This window comes from Lysinibacillus sphaericus (assembly GCF_002982115.1).
Lineage (GTDB): Bacteria > Bacillota > Bacilli > Bacillales_A > Planococcaceae > Lysinibacillus > Lysinibacillus sphaericus.
This window is the reverse complement of sequence record NZ_CP019980.1, coordinates 257,706-274,718: the sequence shown is the minus strand read 5'-3', so window position 1 is coordinate 274,718 and position 17,013 is coordinate 257,706. Positions and strand designations below refer to the sequence as shown.

Annotated in this window: 19 protein-coding genes; 1 reads left to right on the top strand and 18 read right to left on the bottom strand. The window is 36.7% G+C overall.

All coding sequences use genetic code 11. The features are described from left to right. Positions 1–8: 8 nt before the first annotated feature. Positions 9–683, bottom strand: coding sequence for a KinB-signaling pathway activation protein (locus LS41612_RS01375; RefSeq protein WP_024364338.1), 675 nt, complete (start codon positions 681–683; stop codon positions 9–11). 151 nt (positions 684–834) lie between these two features. Between LS41612_RS01375 and gerD the strand changes: the two genes are divergently transcribed. Further along, the gene (gene gerD / locus LS41612_RS01370) at positions 835–1,446 is read left to right on the top strand and encodes a spore germination lipoprotein GerD (RefSeq protein WP_024364339.1); all 612 of its coding nucleotides are present in this window, start codon (positions 835–837) and stop codon (positions 1,444–1,446) included. Between the two features lie 51 nt (positions 1,447–1,497). On the opposite strand, the gene salA is transcribed toward gerD, so the two are convergent. The 17 genes from salA to LS41612_RS01280 form a co-directional block, all read right to left on the bottom strand. After that, positions 1,498–2,553, bottom strand: coding sequence for an iron-sulfur carrier protein/transcriptional regulator SalA (gene salA, locus LS41612_RS01365; protein WP_024364340.1), 1,056 nt, complete (start codon positions 2,551–2,553; stop codon positions 1,498–1,500). 72 nt (positions 2,554–2,625) lie between these two features. After that, positions 2,626–3,339 carry an N-acetylmuramoyl-L-alanine amidase gene (locus tag LS41612_RS01360; protein WP_024364341.1) on the bottom strand — a complete coding sequence of 238 codons (714 nt, stop codon included), beginning with the start codon at positions 3,337–3,339 and terminating at the stop codon, positions 2,626–2,628. Positions 3,340–3,516: 177 nt separating this feature from the next. Next, a complete protein-coding gene (locus tag LS41612_RS01355; protein WP_024364342.1) occupies positions 3,517–3,993 on the bottom strand; it encodes a YxiG family protein in 477 nt (158 codons plus the stop codon). Between the two features lie 33 nt (positions 3,994–4,026). Then, on the bottom strand, positions 4,027–4,473 hold the full coding sequence (locus tag LS41612_RS01350; RefSeq protein ID WP_024364343.1) for a YxiG family protein: 447 nt from the start codon (positions 4,471–4,473) through the stop codon (positions 4,027–4,029). Positions 4,474–4,667: 194 nt separating this feature from the next. Further along, a complete protein-coding gene (locus LS41612_RS01345; RefSeq protein WP_024364344.1) occupies positions 4,668–5,771 on the bottom strand; it encodes a Gfo/Idh/MocA family protein in 1,104 nt (367 codons plus the stop codon). Between the two features lie 19 nt (positions 5,772–5,790). Beyond that, positions 5,791–7,872 carry a sialidase family protein gene (locus LS41612_RS01340; RefSeq protein WP_024364345.1) on the bottom strand — a complete coding sequence of 694 codons (2,082 nt, stop codon included), beginning with the start codon at positions 7,870–7,872 and terminating at the stop codon, positions 5,791–5,793. Positions 7,873–7,893: 21 nt separating this feature from the next. Further along, a complete protein-coding gene (locus LS41612_RS01335) occupies positions 7,894–8,730 on the bottom strand; it encodes a carbohydrate ABC transporter permease (RefSeq protein ID WP_024364346.1) in 837 nt (278 codons plus the stop codon). Between the two features lies 1 nt (position 8,731). Next, positions 8,732–9,616, bottom strand: coding sequence for a carbohydrate ABC transporter permease (locus LS41612_RS01330; RefSeq protein ID WP_029747412.1), 885 nt, complete (start codon positions 9,614–9,616; stop codon positions 8,732–8,734). Positions 9,617–9,832: 216 nt separating this feature from the next. Further along, the gene (locus LS41612_RS01325; RefSeq protein WP_024364348.1) at positions 9,833–11,188 is read right to left on the bottom strand and encodes an ABC transporter substrate-binding protein; all 1,356 of its coding nucleotides are present in this window, start codon (positions 11,186–11,188) and stop codon (positions 9,833–9,835) included. Between the two features lie 139 nt (positions 11,189–11,327). Further along, positions 11,328–11,582: a MurR/RpiR family transcriptional regulator gene (locus LS41612_RS01320; RefSeq protein WP_024364349.1), complete on the bottom strand. Its 255-nt coding sequence runs from the start codon at positions 11,580–11,582 to the stop codon at positions 11,328–11,330. Between the two features lie 239 nt (positions 11,583–11,821). Beyond that, positions 11,822–12,001: a hypothetical protein gene (locus tag LS41612_RS01315; protein ID WP_024364350.1), complete on the bottom strand. Its 180-nt coding sequence runs from the start codon at positions 11,999–12,001 to the stop codon at positions 11,822–11,824. A gap of 507 nt (positions 12,002–12,508) precedes the next feature. Beyond that, a complete protein-coding gene (gene rpsI, locus LS41612_RS01305; protein WP_004233744.1) occupies positions 12,509–12,901 on the bottom strand; it encodes a 30S ribosomal protein S9 in 393 nt (130 codons plus the stop codon). A 25-nt stretch (positions 12,902–12,926) separates the two neighbouring features. Further along, positions 12,927–13,364 carry a 50S ribosomal protein L13 gene (gene rplM, locus LS41612_RS01300; RefSeq protein ID WP_024364352.1) on the bottom strand — a complete coding sequence of 146 codons (438 nt, stop codon included), beginning with the start codon at positions 13,362–13,364 and terminating at the stop codon, positions 12,927–12,929. A 268-nt stretch (positions 13,365–13,632) separates the two neighbouring features. Then, positions 13,633–14,373 carry a tRNA pseudouridine(38-40) synthase TruA gene (gene truA / locus LS41612_RS01295; RefSeq protein ID WP_024364353.1) on the bottom strand — a complete coding sequence of 247 codons (741 nt, stop codon included), beginning with the start codon at positions 14,371–14,373 and terminating at the stop codon, positions 13,633–13,635. Positions 14,374–14,385: 12 nt separating this feature from the next. Further along, complete coding sequence (locus LS41612_RS01290) at positions 14,386–15,183, bottom strand: energy-coupling factor transporter transmembrane component T family protein (protein ID WP_024364354.1); 798 nt, start codon at positions 15,181–15,183, stop codon at positions 14,386–14,388. Beyond that, positions 15,180–16,052 carry an energy-coupling factor ABC transporter ATP-binding protein gene (locus LS41612_RS01285; protein WP_024364355.1) on the bottom strand — a complete coding sequence of 291 codons (873 nt, stop codon included), beginning with the start codon at positions 16,050–16,052 and terminating at the stop codon, positions 15,180–15,182. The genes LS41612_RS01290 and LS41612_RS01285 overlap by 4 nt, the downstream gene beginning before the upstream one ends. Next, positions 16,028–16,873, bottom strand: coding sequence for an energy-coupling factor ABC transporter ATP-binding protein (locus LS41612_RS01280; protein ID WP_024364356.1), 846 nt, complete (start codon positions 16,871–16,873; stop codon positions 16,028–16,030). The genes LS41612_RS01285 and LS41612_RS01280 overlap by 25 nt, the downstream gene beginning before the upstream one ends. Between the last annotated feature and the right edge of the window lie 140 nt (positions 16,874–17,013).

Sequence of the window (17,013 nt, the reverse complement as noted above, 5' to 3'; positions counted from 1 at the left end):
TTTATTCATTATGCATTTTTTGCTTGATTAAGGCGCGCTTTTCGACGCTCTTCTAATTTTCGGCGATCTTCGTCAGATTTTGCATTGTATTTTGGTAATACTAATAATTGATATGCATTTACAGCTAGTAATGGGAATAATAATAAGGCAACATATTCGTTAATATTTTCATCACGTCCCATTAATGCGATTGTCCACTCTAATGTTGTAATAACAATCATAAAAAATAATGCGGACACTAAAACATGTTTTTTTCCAGTCATTTTCACTTTTTGCATGGCTGTTGCTACTGATGCAAAAATTAAAACGATTAAAAGTCCCAAATAGAATACCCAGCTTTGTCCATCTTTAACACCCGGTACAAAACGGAAGAACACAATATCAAAGATGGTAACAGCAATCAATAATAGCTGTACCCAATTCCATAGCGTTAGCGTTCTAAAAATGTTAACACCTACTTGATGCAGTGTTAGATAGGCGAAAAACCCTGCTTGTGCAATAACACTCATTGTAAACCCTAGGAATACCATCCATAAAAGCCCTGCGAAAAATTCACCCCATTGACCATTTGCTACATATGGTTGAAAGAAGCTCCATCGAATAAATAAACTAAAAATTCCGTTGACTACGCCACCAACGAGCATTGCAAAGAAGAAAAACTTTGCCCAATTTCGTATCGTCACAACTCAAAGTCCCCCAATTTCTTCATATATCTGTAATCATTTTAACAATGCATTGTTAAAAAAGCTATTTCTCTTCGCAAGCAATACATAAAGTCATCATAAATGTGAACAATAATTGAAAGAGTCTATCTATAGAAAGGGCTGATGTTACATGCGAAAATTGACTTTATTACTGATTTTAACGCTTTTTCTTGCTGCCTGTTCACAAGATAAAACCTCTACCATGTCTTATGATGAGATAAAAAAAATTATGATTGACTCTCTACAAACAGAGGATGGTAAAAAGGCGTTGCGACAGCTTTTAGAGGAGCCGAGTTTTCGTGAATTATTGATATTAGAACATGACGAAGTAAAAAAGGCGACAGAGGAAACATTGCTTTCAAAAGAAGCAGAGGATTTTTGGAAAAAGACTTTTGAAGATCCAAAATTCAAAGAAACTGTAGCCAAAAGTATGCAAAAGCAACAACAGGATATTATGAAGGAACTCATGAAAGATCCTACTTACCAAAAGGATTTGGAATCATTCTTTGGTCAGCCTGATATGCAAAAGCAAATGGAGACGATTTTAAAATCCTCTACTTTGCGCAAGCAAATGGAGGAAGTCGTAAAGGAAACGATTGAAAGTCCACTAATGCAGGCGAAATGGCTGGAGCTTATCAAAAAAAGTGGTGAGAGTACTTCATCTGAGAGCGGCAACAAAAAAGAGGCTAGCGCTGACGGTGGCGGCAGCTCAGATAAAGAAAAAAAGCAGAGCGGCCAATAACTTCACAAACCAAAAAAGATTTCCTCAGCAATTTGAGGAAATCTTTTTTGTTTATTTATTTAATTTTTGAATGATTTTCGTCGCAATATTGATATACGTTTGTCCTGTTGGATGCTTTTCTGCATATACGGAAGGCGCAAATTCCTCATCCGTCCAATCTGGCTGACCAAGTGGAATTTGTCCAAGTAGCTCTGTGCGTAGCTCTTCTGTTAACTTTGCACCGCCACCTTGACCAAATACAAATTCACGTTCCCCTGATTTCGACTCAAACCATGCCATATTTTCAATAACACCTAGAATTTCATGGTCAGTTTGTAGAGCCATTGCCCCTGCACGAGCGGCAACAAATGCTGCTGTTGGGTGAGGCGTAGTTACAACAATTTCTTTTGAAGAAGGTAACATTTGATGAATGTCTAAAGCTACATCACCTGTTCCTGGTGGTAAGTCTAATAGAAGATAGTCCAGCTCGCCCCATTCTACATCGCGGAAGAATTGATCTAATACTTTCCCTAGCATTGGTCCACGCCAAACGATTGGTGCATTATTTTCAACGAAGAATCCCATTGAGATCACTTTTACACCAAAACGGTCAACTGGGAAAATACGATTGTCTACTACCTTTGGCATATCTGTAACACCCATCATGTCAGGTACACTGAATCCATAAATATCAGCATCAATTAAACCTACTTTTTTTCCTAGACGGGCTAGCGCTACCGCTAAGTTAACAGATACTGTAGATTTCCCTACGCCACCTTTCCCGGAAGCAATTGAAATCACTTGTACTGTACTTAGTGGTGATAAAATATCTTGCGCTTCAGCTTCTGTTGCTGTGCCACGGAAACTTTGTAATTTTTCTGCTGATAATTCTTCAAAGCGAATACCAACCGTGTTAGCTCCCGCTTCTTTTAATACATCTACAATCTTCATTTGAAGTTGCATTTGCTCCGGTGTATTTGTTTTAGCAATCGCGATTTTTACACTGACATGGTTTTTTTCTTCTTTAATTGCCACATTTGTAATACCGTCAGTTTCTGCTAATGATTTATGTAAAAATGGATCTTGTAGTTGTCCCAGTATTTCTCGCACTTGTTGTTCTGTTATCACGACGAACACTCCCCTTATTTTCTGTCAATGTTAGTATATCATAATGCTTTGATTTACATAGTAGCTGTTGCTCTATTCAATTTTCCCAAGTAAGTAGTCTTCAATACCTTCAACGATAGCATCCGCCATTTTTTCTTGATATTTTTTATCGACTAATAGCGCACGTTCCTCATCATTACTGATAAATCCAGTCTCGACTAATGCGGCAGGTACTTCCGCTTTTTTCAGCAAGTAGATTTGTTTAATTGCTAACGCTTCCCGATCGGTATTTTGTAATTTCGTACGAATCGATTGCTGAATGCTATTGGCTAGCAATTCCCCATCAGCATGTCCGTCTTTATGATAAAACACCTGTGCTCCACGCCATTTTGTCTCTGGAATTGCATTGGCATGAATCGTAATAAAAATATTCGGCTGTTCTTTTGCAACAATATCCTTCCTTAAAAAGATATCTTGCTTTTTGCGTTCCCTTAGTGTGCCAAATTTTTCTGATGGCGCGTGTTCATCAATAACATCTCCATCCTGTGTACGCGTCATCACGACTGTTGCGCCCTTCTTCTTTAATTGCTTCTCCACGTGCTGAGCAATTGCAAGTGTAATGTCCTTTTCAATTACTTCGCCCTTTGAAGCACCTCCATCCTGACCACCATGTCCCGCATCAATGACAATTTTCGTGCCACCAAGTGGGTCAGGTAAGAAGAAGTTGCGGTCCGAAGCATTCGTTTCATATGCCACGACCACTATACTCATTAGCATAATTACTCCTAGTGCAAGCCAGCGCTTCACCCATATCCACCACCCTTTAGTTATAGTGTACGAAGTTCGTGTTGGAACTATGCTAGAAAGTAAACAAAAAACTCCCAAGCAATTGGCTTGAGAGTTTGAAAATTTTTTATTTAATTAATGAAGGCCTCTAATGCTCTTCTTACATTACAGCGTACAATCGCATCTTCCTATAGACAATTAACTTTCATCTTCCCATTTCAGCTTATTTTCTGGAGCAATTAAATCTTGATAAACTTTGCCCTCAAAAACTAAACGATTCGCTTCTATAAAGAAATAATCTTTATTGTTGATGTGGAAGCTAAAATTTGTAGTAGATGAAATTTCTTCAATGCCTTTTAATTCAGAATCTAAACTTTCGATTGTAATTTTGTCAAAGCCATCTGGATGATAACTGATTCCTGTTAGCAATAACTCATCTCCATAATCGTAGTCATTTAAACGGAATCCCTCTATATCTTCAAGCTGACACATGTATAGGGAAAGTACTTGTTCAAAGAAAACAACCTTTTTCAACACTTCTTGTTTGTATTTTTTAGCGACAACTAATTTAACGGTTTCTCCAAAATAACCGATATCGACATTCGTCACCACACCGAACGCTGTTTCTTCCGATAGTAATGTTTGAATTTCTTCCATTATTTTTTCTTGTTCCATAATATCTCCTTGATTTAAAAGAATTCACGTTTTTTAAGGAACTAACAAATTATTAAACACTTTATTATTGATGACTAAACGATTTGCTTCCAAAAAGAAATAATCTTTATTGTTTACTTGAAAATAAAAATTAGTATTTGAAGTAATTTCTTTAAACCCTTTTAATTTGGCATTTATGGTTTCCACATTTATTTTCCCAAAGCCATATGGGTGGTAGCTAATTTCTGATAATAATGCAACGTCTGTATCATTTAGCTCGTTTAAACGAAAGCCCTCTGCATCCTCAGACTTACACACGTACAAAGAAAGTACTTGTTCAAATAATAGAATGGTCTTTTTAATACGTTTTCTACTTGTACTAAGCACATCTAATCTGACAGTTTCCTTTAAATAATCGATTTGAATATCAAAAAGTGCTCCAAACTCAGCTTCTGTAAATAAAAGTGATTCTATTTCTTTGAATATTTTTTCACTAACCATAGTGTCTCCCTACTTTATAATCCTTTTTATGACATAAAAAATAATGAAGCATGCGAGCAAATACTTTGTAGCAATCTTTCTCTTCTTCATAGTCATAGGAAACTTCCACATCCTTTCCCGTGTTAATTCTATTTCCAAAAACACCTGCCAAGTATTTCACTAAAAGCCTGTGCTGGACATCACAGGCTTTCTGTCTACTTTACAATTTCTGAAAGGTCTACTTTTCGATCTTCGAGGATTGAAAGTGTACATGCATCCGCTGTTGCAATGGCTTCTAAAGCGGCTTGTCCGTTTAAAAGTTTTTGAAACTCCTCGCCTACTTCCGCTCCTTGTAGCACTTGATGTAAGTACTTCATTTCTTTGTCTATTACAGAAGAAAGCCATAAAGGCGTTCTTTTCCCTGGTTTCCCATATTGGATAGCACCATCCATTTCGGAACTATTATAAATTCTTGTCCGATCGTCATCTTCTTCTTGTGTTTCATGGATAAGAAAATGCTTCTCTTTGCCATCCACCTTTAACGTTCCTTTTACATTGTACATATCCAATTTTATGTATCCCTTTGTTCCTTGGATTAAAACATAATGTTCGCCATATCGAAATGCTGAACCCCATTCTAGTAGCGCAAACTTTTTATTCTCAAATTCTAAATTGACAAAAATCATATCATCTTCATTTCCAAAATGCTCACCTCTATGAGCAACGTTTCCGCCAATCATTGTTGCTTTTTGAGGGAGCCCCCCCATAATAAATTGAATACAATCTAATTCGTGAATATGATGATATAAATGCCCACCTGATTTCTCTCTTATTTTTTTCCAAGACACTTCCGGTTGCTTTTCTTCCCAACCATTTCTTGCCGCATGACAAAACAAAATATCCCCGATTTCCCCTTCATTGATTAGTTTCTTTGCATACTGCACACCATTGAAGAAATTCATAATATGACCAGCAAAAAATATCACGTTATTCTTTTTACAAGCTTCCACCATGTCTTTACAATCTTCATAGCATAAAGCGATAGGTTTTTCACAAAATACATGTTTGCCATTTTCAGCAGCCTTCACAACCGGCTCCTTATGCAAATAATTTGGCGAAGCTACAACAACACAATCCACATCTTCTCTTGTTACTAAGTCATCCAAGGAGGTTGAAACCTCTGCCTTTAACTCTACACTTACCTCTTTAGCATTCTCAGGATCATAAATGGCAACAATGTTAGCATCCTTGTTTTTTAGAATGGACCTTCCTAATTCCGCACCAAAGTATCCAGTACCCACTATTGCATAATTCACCACGAGTATTCCCTCCTAATTATTATTGATATATATCTTCCAATGTTAATATTTCAAACTTTAAAACGTTCTTTAAATGCAGCTCATTGCGCGACCAAGAATCATATTTCTCATATAGAAGCCCAATTTCTTGATTCGGTAATTCCGTTATTGCGGAATACGAATATCCATAGTTGCTAAAATCAACATCGTATTTCTTTTGCCAATTGACAGAAGGATTTGTTTCATTTACGATACCCACCCAAATTTGACCGCTTCTTCTACCATTTTTTGAATTTGGGGTACTCATCAATAAAATATCGTGACCGTTTACCTTTTGAGAGTATTTTATAATCGATAGTTGCGTACCATAAAAAGGATTTTGAACATGCTCAAGATATTGCACTGCGCTCCATGTATCACCATAATCGGTACTTGTCATATAGCCGATTTTCCCTGTTGAAGTTCTTAAATATGTTTGAATAACTCCTGGGCTTAGCTCTACCATTTGCGCCTCTGCTGTAGCATTGGCAAAAGGTAATGATGCCGTGCGATGCGACCACGAGTTACCATGATCATCACTAATTAAATACACCATCTGTCCATTTGTATATGTGGCAAAAATTATTCGGTTCATATTACTAAGCACGATACCTTGTCCAGGACTCAAATATGTGGCATTTTTGTTTAGACCATTAAATGGTGGTAGTAATTTAGGAGCGCCCCAAGTTTCTCCCAAATCATCGCTTATAGTAAAACCTAAATAATTGGTCGGGGTGATTTTAAAGAGTGAATCCTTATAAAAAATATTCATTTTGACATTTTTTCCATTTTGATATTCGATTAGCCTGTCGTTATCAAACCTCACTGAATATTGTGGTACATATAAATAATCATCATTTTTCATTAAATTGTAATAGCCATCAACTTTATATTCTGTAGGCTGATTGACCGTATCATTAAAAATGACTCCATTTTCTCTAATTGAGTAATGATAGGTAGATTCATTAGATTTCCTTAACTTCAAATAATACGCCCCATTTATTTCTTTATAACCAGAGTCATTTTTTAATGCATTATGGTTCCCTATCCCCGCAGGCATAAAATCGGCCATTAAAATAACCTTATTCGTCTGCTTGTCTTGCACTAATGCTGAATCTATAAATGAAGCACTACCGCTAATCTGTATGTTTTTACGAACATTATCTCTTGGCCATTCGATTGTCTGTTCTTCATAATCATCAAATTTCAATGCAAACTTCGGAGGAGTCCACGTTCTACCATTATCATCACTATAGGACGTAACGATATTAATTTTACTTCTCGAATCATGTGTCCCCCCGTATCTTGCATCTGCACTTGCTAAGACCCTCCCTGAATTTAATGTATACAAAGCAGGAATTCTAAAATAATTCGCCTTGGACGCATCACCTGATGTAAATATCATTTTATTTAGTGCATTGCTCGTTTCATGTAATAATACATCGTTAGTCAGTACACCATTGTATATTGCTAACGTGTAAATCTCTCCATCAAAGCCGAACTCTAGTTTTCCTTCACGATTCACGCCACCAATCAAGAACGTATTTACTCCATAAATGTCCGTTAACGACTTATAGTTTGAAACGTTTTCCTCTAAAATCTTATCTCCATTTGCAAATAACTTATACGATTTCTCTTCTGCATTTGCAACGAATGCTATCGCATTTAATGCTGTTTTATTCTTACTCTTCCCCCATAATGATGCTGGTCTAGCAAATAAATAATTGATATGTTCCGTCGCATCCCTTACCTCAATTCCTAACTCTCCATTATTTCTCATAAAAATATCAAAATAGTTATTTCTAAAATAAGGATTATTATTAGACGAGCTAAACAAAGCTTGTAATGCATTTTGATTATCGGTTTTAAACTTGATGATAATGGTCGTAGATTCACTATCCAATACGTCTTTCACATCATTCGTAATATCTTTGCCTTGGTTCTTCAATTCCAAATTATCTGTCTGATAAACTAATTTAGCAGGATTTGAACTATCTTTCGCATATACTGGAGCACTTCCTAAAGTACTAAAAACGAAAAATAATACGATAATCATTATTTTAAATGTTCCGACTTTAAACATTAAAATACCACCTCCATCTAATTATTTAACGGCACCTTCTGAAAGCCCACTTGCAATTTTATTTTGAATAAAAATGAAAAAGATAATCGATGGCAACACAACGATGACAGAAGCTGCCATCATATCTCCCCAATCCAAAATTTCCGAACCGTTTAATGATCTTAAAGCAACTGCAACGGTCATTTTGCTAGTATCATTAATTAAGATTAAGGCATACAAAAATTCATTCCATGCATTGATAAACGTATAAATGGCAGTAGCGACAATCCCAGGAGCTACGATAGGTAACACAACTCTAAAAAATATAGTAAATTTATTTGCTCCATCAATCTGGGCAGACTCTTCTATGCCAATGGGTACTGTTTGAAAAAAACCAACTAATAGCCATACCGCATACGGGACACTAAATGATAGATAAACGATAATTAAACCAATTAGACTATTACTTAGACCAATGGTTGCCATTACTAAAGAGTATGGAATGGCTAATAATATAGGTGGGAATATATAGGTAGTGATTAATAATTTCGACATAATCGAACCCAATTTCGGAAAAAATCTCACTATTCCATACGCTGCGGTTGAGGAAATAATAATAGCAATGACCGTTGTACTTAAGGAGATTAACACACTATTTTTGATATTATCTATAAAATGTAAATCTCTAATTACGTGGATAAAATACTCTAATGTAAAGTCCTTTGGAAAAAATCTTGTTGGGAATTGCGTTAACTCACCTTTGCCTTTAACCGAGGAGAGGAAAATCCATACTAAAGGGAATACGGCAAGAATAGTAGCTATTATTAGCAAAGCATGAGACAGAAATGAACTTACAATTGTTTTTTTATTTTTAACCATTTTATTTCGACTCCTTTTCCCATTTCCTAATAATATAGAAATAAAGTAAACAAATTGTTAAAAGGAATAAAAATAGCAATACCGTTACTGCAGAGGAACGTCCTAATAACTGTGTTCCCCAACCAAGGTTATAGGCAAAGATAGGGAGTGTCGTTGTAGCATTTGAAGGTCCCCCTCCTGTTAGTAAGTACACAATATCGAAGTTGTTAAAAATCCATATTGTTCTTAATACGACTAATAAGCCAATGACTACCCGAATATGGGGTAACGTGATAAACCTAAATACTTGCCAAGAGGAAGCACCATCAATTCTAGCCGCTTCAAATTGTTCTTGAGGAACGGTTTGTAATGCCGATAATACATTCACCATGATTAAAGGTGCACCAAACCAAATATTGATTCCTACTAAACAAACAAACGCCCACGTACTATCGGTAAAAAATGCAGGTGGATTATTCATCAATCCTAATTTGACGATTAGATTTGGCAAATAACCGTACACTCCGTTTAATATCCATTGCCATGAAAAGGCGATAACTATCGTTGGAAATGCCCAAGGTATAATAAGCAGTGTTCGATATAACCATTTAAATCGCTTTATTCTATGTATAGCTAGAGCTAAAATAAAGCCAACTAAAACTTGACCGACTAAAGAAAAGAAAGTCCATTTTAATGAATTAAAAAATGAGTTCCAAAAATCTGGGTCAGCTAATACTTTTCTATAATTCTCAAGACCGACAAATTGATAGTTCGGTGATAATAAATTTTTCGTTGTAAAGCTGAAATAAATACTAGATAAAAATGGGTAAACAAATAGTAAACCAACAATTATTATTGCTGGCATTACAAATAGCCAGCGGGCGTAATCAAATTTCTTTATTAGCATGTTGACTCCTTTCTTTTAAAGCAAAAAGTGAAACGCCTTTTTACTTTTGCTTGACTACTATGTCCAACAAACATTCAACTCCATTTTTCTTTCCAACATGTCTATTGGAAATCGGCAGACGATTGTGGGCAAGCAGAGCCACTTTCTTGCTAACTTAGCCGCAGATTTTCTTTCCTTGCTTGTCCCACTTGAGTCGTCGCCTTCTTATACTTCCCTCTAATTTACAGCTACTGTTTCGAATAGATCATTGAGCTTCATTTCCGCTTTTTTTGCTGCTTCCATCGGATCTGTGCCATTTGAAATAATATCTTGGAACATTTCTTCAATAATATGTCGGTTCGTCATAATACCCGCTTGAATACTTGGACCATTCTCATAGCCAATAGCTGTTCCTTCTTTCACAGCTTTAGTAATTACTTCTTCAGCATGTTCAAATTGCTTTCTTATTTCATTTTCTTTATAAGCAGGATTATCTGTAATATTATCAATCGTTGGTAACATGCCGACAGGTGTTGCATCTAAAAACTCAAGATAGTTGCCCTCTTCAAATAGCTTTTCTAAAAATGCTTTCGCGACATCTGCGTGCTTTGAGTTTTTCCAAATAACCAAAGGTACGTTGGATGTTTCAATCCCGTAATCAGGATCAGCTTCATTTACTTTTGGAATAGGGTACGCATCAATAGAATTTAACAATTGTGGGCTATTAGCTTGAACGCCACCAATATGGAAACCTGAGTTGAAATCAAATGCTGTTTTTCCTTGGTAAAATAACGTAGCTTGTTGTAAAACATTGAAGTTTAAGGAGTCTTTCGGGGATATTTCTTCATACATTTTGATCCAGTATTTAATACCGTCCTGTGCAATCTTACTTGTTAAATCAGCTTTATAATCTTTCGTTAGTAAGCTTCCGCCAGCACTTCTTACATAAAAGTTGAGGAATCTTGTCGCCATAAAATCATTCGTCCCCATCGGAACAGATACTCCATAAACTCCGTCTTCCTTCATTTTCTTACTTGCTTCATATAATTGATCCCAAGTTTTGGGCACTTCTAAATTATATTTTTCCAATAAGTCAGTTCTAACCCACATTACTTGTGCATGTGAGTACAGTGGTATTGAAAAGTAGTTGTCTTGCACTTTTGCTTCATCTAATGCATTGCTACTGAATTTTTCTTTACCTATTTTGTCAATCGTATCGTTGAGCGGGATTAAAGCATCTGAATTTACCATCTCTATAACTTGATTAGGTAGCGCTGTGCTTATGTCCGGTACATTTCCTGAGTTTAAACCTGTTGTCCATTTTGTATAAAAATCATTCCATGAAAATGTTTCAATTTTTATGTTTACTTTTGGATGATCCTTCATAAATTGATCTGCTGTTTTTTGTATGCTTTCTAGTCTAGGTCCTTGTGTAAATGAATGCCACATCACAATATCTCCTGATAATTCTTCGGAGGATTCTACTGATGCTTCTTCAGAGGATTCTGTCGCTTCACTTTCACTTTTAGATTTACAGCCCGCTGCTATAATAATTGAAATAAGTAGTATTGAGCAGAATAATATTTTTTTCATTTTGCTTAACCTCACTTTTTCGTAGTATTATTTAAGACGATTAAAACGCTTTCATCAACAATTGTTGCACACCATATGACAATAAATTTGTGGATGAAAAATGCCCAAGCCAAAGTTCCATACAAATTAAGATACATTTTTATGTTCGTTGATTGTTTAAACTTTTGTGTATAGCAGCTCCTCTTTCTAACTCCATCTTCATCTCAATAAAACTTTTACAGCCTACCTTTTTACAAAAGCGAGTTATAGTGGCAGGTGAAGTATTCAATTCTTTTGCCAATACAGTTATATTTTCATTCTGTATGCTTGTTCTCTGAATGATGTAACTCGCAATAACTTGTTCTTTTTCCGTAAAGGAATGAAATTGATCTCGCATTCTATCCAAAAGATTCATATGTATACACCCCCTATCTAAACATTCATTACATAAAAGTGCTTTCAAAATTAAAATAATATAAAAAGAAATAATTTTCAATAATTAGAATTGTATGAAAAAAATTTTCATTAATACATTTTGAATATATTTCAGATAATAGTTGTTTGTCTCATCGCTATTACAAGTAATGTAAACACCAAAAACCACCCCTCAAACACTAAAAAAGTTTTGAAAGATGGTTTTTGTACTTTTATATATTAGTCCGATTTTTTATCTTTAAACTTATAATGTAAGAATATGGCGATGAGGAAGCCAATAATGTAGCCTGTAAATCGAAACGGTTTTGACGCAGCAAAAATTTCAGTTAAGATATAAAAAATAATAAAGCAGCCGAGTAAACACTTTGCAGCAATGTCTCGCTTCTTTTCCATATTCATAAGAATGTTTCCACATCCTTGTCTATTTGTTTATTCATGAAAAATGTAAGTGCAGAAATAAACGTAATCCAAACAGAGGGTCAACACGTAGATTATAACGATGTGTTCTAAATTTTAAATAAAGTTAGTCCGATTTTTTATCTTTCAATTTATAACGTAAAAATGCTGCGATGAGGACTCCAATGATGGGTACGGAATAATTAACCAGCCTTGAAAAAGTAAATATTTCTTTTAAGATAATGAAAACGATAAAGTAGGCGAGAATAAACTTAAAAGCAAGGTCTTGCTTCTTTTCCATATTCATAAGAATGTTTACACATCCTTTGCATATGTAATTTTTAAATCCCTAAATGCTTAGCATCTACTATTCTTTTTTAGATTTTACTAAAGGTAGCTAATATTTTTCAATATTTTTAATAATTCAATTTTGTATACAATTTTCTAAACACAAAAAACCCTCCCCCACAAAAGTGGGAAAGGGTTTTGAAAACGTATAGAATCGGTTGATTAACGTTTTGAGAACTGAGGTGCACGACGAGCGCCGCGTAGACCTGGTTTTTTACGTTCTTTCATGCGTGAATCACGAGTAAGTAATCCAGCTGATTTAAGTGCAGCACGGAAATCTGGGTCTACTTGAAGTAGAGCACGAGCGATACCATGACGTACAGCTCCAGCTTGACCAGTGTATCCACCACCGTTAACGTTTACGTGGATATCATAGCTTCCTGTAGTTTCAGTAGCTACTAATGGTTGTTTAATTACTTCACGTAATGCAGCGAATGGTACGTATTCTTCGATTTCACGTTTGTTGATAACAATTTTACCTGTACCTGGTACTAAACGTACGCGAGCTACAGAGCTTTTACGGCGACCAGTGCCGATGTATTGAACTTGTGCCAAAGTAATATCCTCCTCTTAATTTATATTATCCGCGAAGCTCATATGCTTCTGGTTTTTGTGCAGCATGTGGGTGCTCAGTTCCAGTGTAAACGTTAAGTTTACCGAACATTTTACGACCTAAAGAGTTTTTAGGAAGCATCCCTTTTACAGCTAATTCGATCATACGTGTTGGGTACTTTTCTAACATTTCGCCAGCAGTACGAGTTTTTAAACCACCCGCAAATTGAGTGTGGTGACGGTAAAGTTTACCCTCTAATTTGTTACCAGTTAAATGGATTTTGTCAGCGTTGATGATGATTACGTGATCACCTGTGTCAACGTTTGGTGTGAATGTTGGTTTATGTTTACCACGTAAGATTGCAGCTACTTCAGAAGCTAAACGTCCAAGAGTTTGGCCTTCTGCATCAACTACTAACCATTTACGGTCTACTTCGTGACCTTTAGCCATGAATGTTGTACGCATGTATATATCCTCCTAATCGATTCGATTACCGTTATTTTTCATTAGTCTACACTATAAGTTTCGGGGCTTATTTGTGGTGGTAATGAAAATACCATCTGTTATCATATAATGAATGACTTTTAAAGTCAAGTAATTTCATTAAACACCTGGTGAAGTTGTACAGGGTAACGTTTGGCATTTACATTGTCCCTTTCCACCTAATATTTTTTCTCTTTAAAGCGAATTGCCGCTTCTCTAAAACATACCGTATTCTATTAAACAATCGACCTTAATAAAACACTTTTTCAAGGTATAAGCCTTGTGGTGGCGCCGTTTTGCCAGCCTTATCGCGATTCATTGAAGCAACGACTAGCTCAACATTTTGCACTTCTCGACGTCCTATGCCCACTTCCCATAAAGTTCCGGCAATAATGCGTACCATATTGTATAAGAAGCCACTACCTTCAATGACCATATGTAGCTCTTCACCATGCCATTCAAAATCGAGCTTATGAACAGTTCGCACTTTATCTTGGACACTTGTATTCGCTGCACAGAAGCATGAGAAATCATGTGTCCCGATAATCGCCTTAGCCGCCTCCTGCATCGCTGTAACGTCTGGTTTAACCCCATTGGTCTCTACTGTGTAATATCGACGAAACGGGCTTTGTACAGGCTCACACGACCATATATAGCGATAGCGTTTTCCTGTTACACTATAACGCGCATGAAAGTCAGCTGCCACTTCCTCAATGGATAAAACACGAATATCTCTAGGAAGCTGTACATTTAACGCTTTCATGTATTTTTCTACCGGTATTGTAAGCGGCGTATCAAAATGCAGTGTTTGTCCAGTTGCATGTACCCTTGCATCCGTGCGACCACTTGCTGTTACTTTGACCTTGTTACCTTTATGCATAACGGCAAGTACACGCTCTACTTCAGCTTGTACTGTACGCTCTCCTGGTTGCACTTGATAACCAGAAAATTGCGTTCCATCATAACTAATAATTGCTTTTAATCGTCGCATCAAGCTACTCCTTTAACTTCTATAGAAAAATAATAAAACCGCCATTGCCGCCAGTAAGGCAAGCGCAAATGTATCGCCCATATCCCATTTGAGCTGTCGATAACGCGTACGGCCCTCGCCACCTCGATATCCTCGTACCTCCATCGCGGTTGCTAAGTCCTCTGCACGTTTAAAGGCACTTACAAAGAGCGGTACTAACAATGGAACAACGGCTTTAATTCGGTCTTTTATTGGGCCGGAAGATAAATCCGAACCACGCGCCATTTGCGCCTTCATAATTTTATCTGTCTCATCCATCAACGTTGGAATAAAGCGCAGTGAAATGGACATCATTAATGCTAGCTCGTGGACAGGAACCTTGATTTTTTTCAATGGATTGAGCAATACTTCAATCCCATCTGTAATGGAAATTGGTGATGTTGTCAGCGTTAAAATGGATGTCATAAACACTAGTACAAGGAAACGTGTGGAAATATAAATCCCTTGGCGAACACCGCCCTCATAGATGGAGATAAACTTCCAATGAAATAGTAGGTCGCCTTCCTTGGTCATAAAAATATGCAGTAAAAATGTAAACGCCATTAAAAACAGCACCGGCTTTAGTCCATTTATTAAAAAATACAAGCGTATACGCGATACTAAAACAATGAATAACGTAAAAACTAAGAGCATTGCATATGTTATCGTATTATTCGCTAAAAATACGATAATGATAAATGCAAATACGAAAACGAGTTTCGAACGTGGGTCAAGCTTATGAACAGGAGAATCTCCTGGCAGGAAGCGCCCGAATATCATTTTCTCCATCATGACTCTGCACGCTCCTCTCTCAATAATCGAGCCATTTCAATCGCTAGCTCCTCTTCAGTTAAACAGACCTTTGCCAAAGATGTATTAATCATCTTTTCAACTTTTTGTTGAAAGCGCACAATCCGAGGCGGCTCTAAACGAAATTGTTTCAATGTCTCAATATCCTTAAAAATCTCTCGCGGTGTTCCACTCAATACATTTTTGCCCTCATGCATAATGATAAGATTGTCCGCATAACGAGCTGCATCTTCCATACTGTGTGTCACAAGAATTGTCGTTAAATTACGCTCTTGATGTAATGTATAAAACATATCCATAATTTCCTTTTGACCACGGGGGTCTAACCCAGCTGTTGGTTCATCTAAAACAATAACTTCTGGCTCCATTGCTAAAACACCCGCTATGGCCACACGTCGCATTTGTCCGCCAGATAAATCAAATGGTGACTTTTCCAGCACATTTTCAGGTAAGCCAACTAGACGGACAAGTTCTCTAGCACGCGCCTCAGCCTCTGTTGCAGATACACCAAAGTTCATTGGCCCGAACATAATATCCTTTAATACCGTTTCTTCAAACAACTGATGCTCTGGAAATTGAAATACAATACCCACACGTTGGCGAACTGCTTTTAAATCCTTAGCTTTTTTACCTGCCTCCACTGTGCGATCGCCTAATTGCACAATGCCCGTTGTTGGCTTTAACAGTGCATTAAAATGTTGAAGAATGGTCGATTTACCGGAACCCGTATGTCCAATAATTGCTTGGTACGTATGGGATGGAATTTCAAAATTGACATCGAATAATGCCCGTTTTTCAAAAGGTGTGCCTTGAGAATAGGCATAGCTTACTTGTTGAAGTTTGATGTCCATAAATCATTCACCAACTCTTCTTCTGTCATATGTTGTCCCATTAACGGAACACCTTCCTTTTGCAATAGCTTTGATAACTTCATGGCAAATGGTAAATCAAGCCCTAGCTCCGTTAACTTGTCCCCCAGTGAAAAAATTTCAGCAGGTGATCCTTCCGCAAACTTTTTACCATCGTTCATAAATAGTATACGATCAGCCAACATGGCCTCTTCTAAATCATGGGTAATCGATATCACCGTTAGCCCTGTTTCTGCACGTAATGTTTGGACAGTTTGTAATACTTCAACACGGCCTTGTGGGTCTAACATAGATGTGGCTTCATCTAAAATAAGCAACTTTGGCTTCAGTGCTAATGCCCCTGCAATCGCAACACGTTGCTTCTGTCCACCCGATAAATGATGTGGCTCATGATCCACAAAGTTACTCATCTTCACTTGTTCCAACGCGGAATGTACACGTTTTACCATTTCTTCAAACGGTATGCCGTTATTTTCAAGCGCAAAGGCAACATCATCTTGTACGGTTGCCCCTACAAATTGATTGTCTGGATTTTGAAACACCATGCCCATCTGAGAGCGACATGCCCATAGGTTGTCTTCATTTAATACTTCACGTAATATACGAACGTCTCCTTGTTGCGGGAATAATAAACCATTCATTAATTTGGCGATTGTCGATTTCCCAGAACCATTATGGCCAACGATGGCAATCCACTCACCTTCTTGGACGGCAAAGCTTACATTTTCAACAGCATTTCGCAGCTCTTGATTTTCAGGTGTATATGAAAATGTCACATTATTTAACGATAAAATTTCGGGCATTTCTAGCACTCCTCTCTACATGCTCAGCTATACTAACTAACTTACACTTTTTTATGTATGAATTCTACTACAATCAATATGTCGGTATAAGAAAAATGCCTACGCGCTTTTTCTTTTATATTAAAAAAAGCACCATCAAT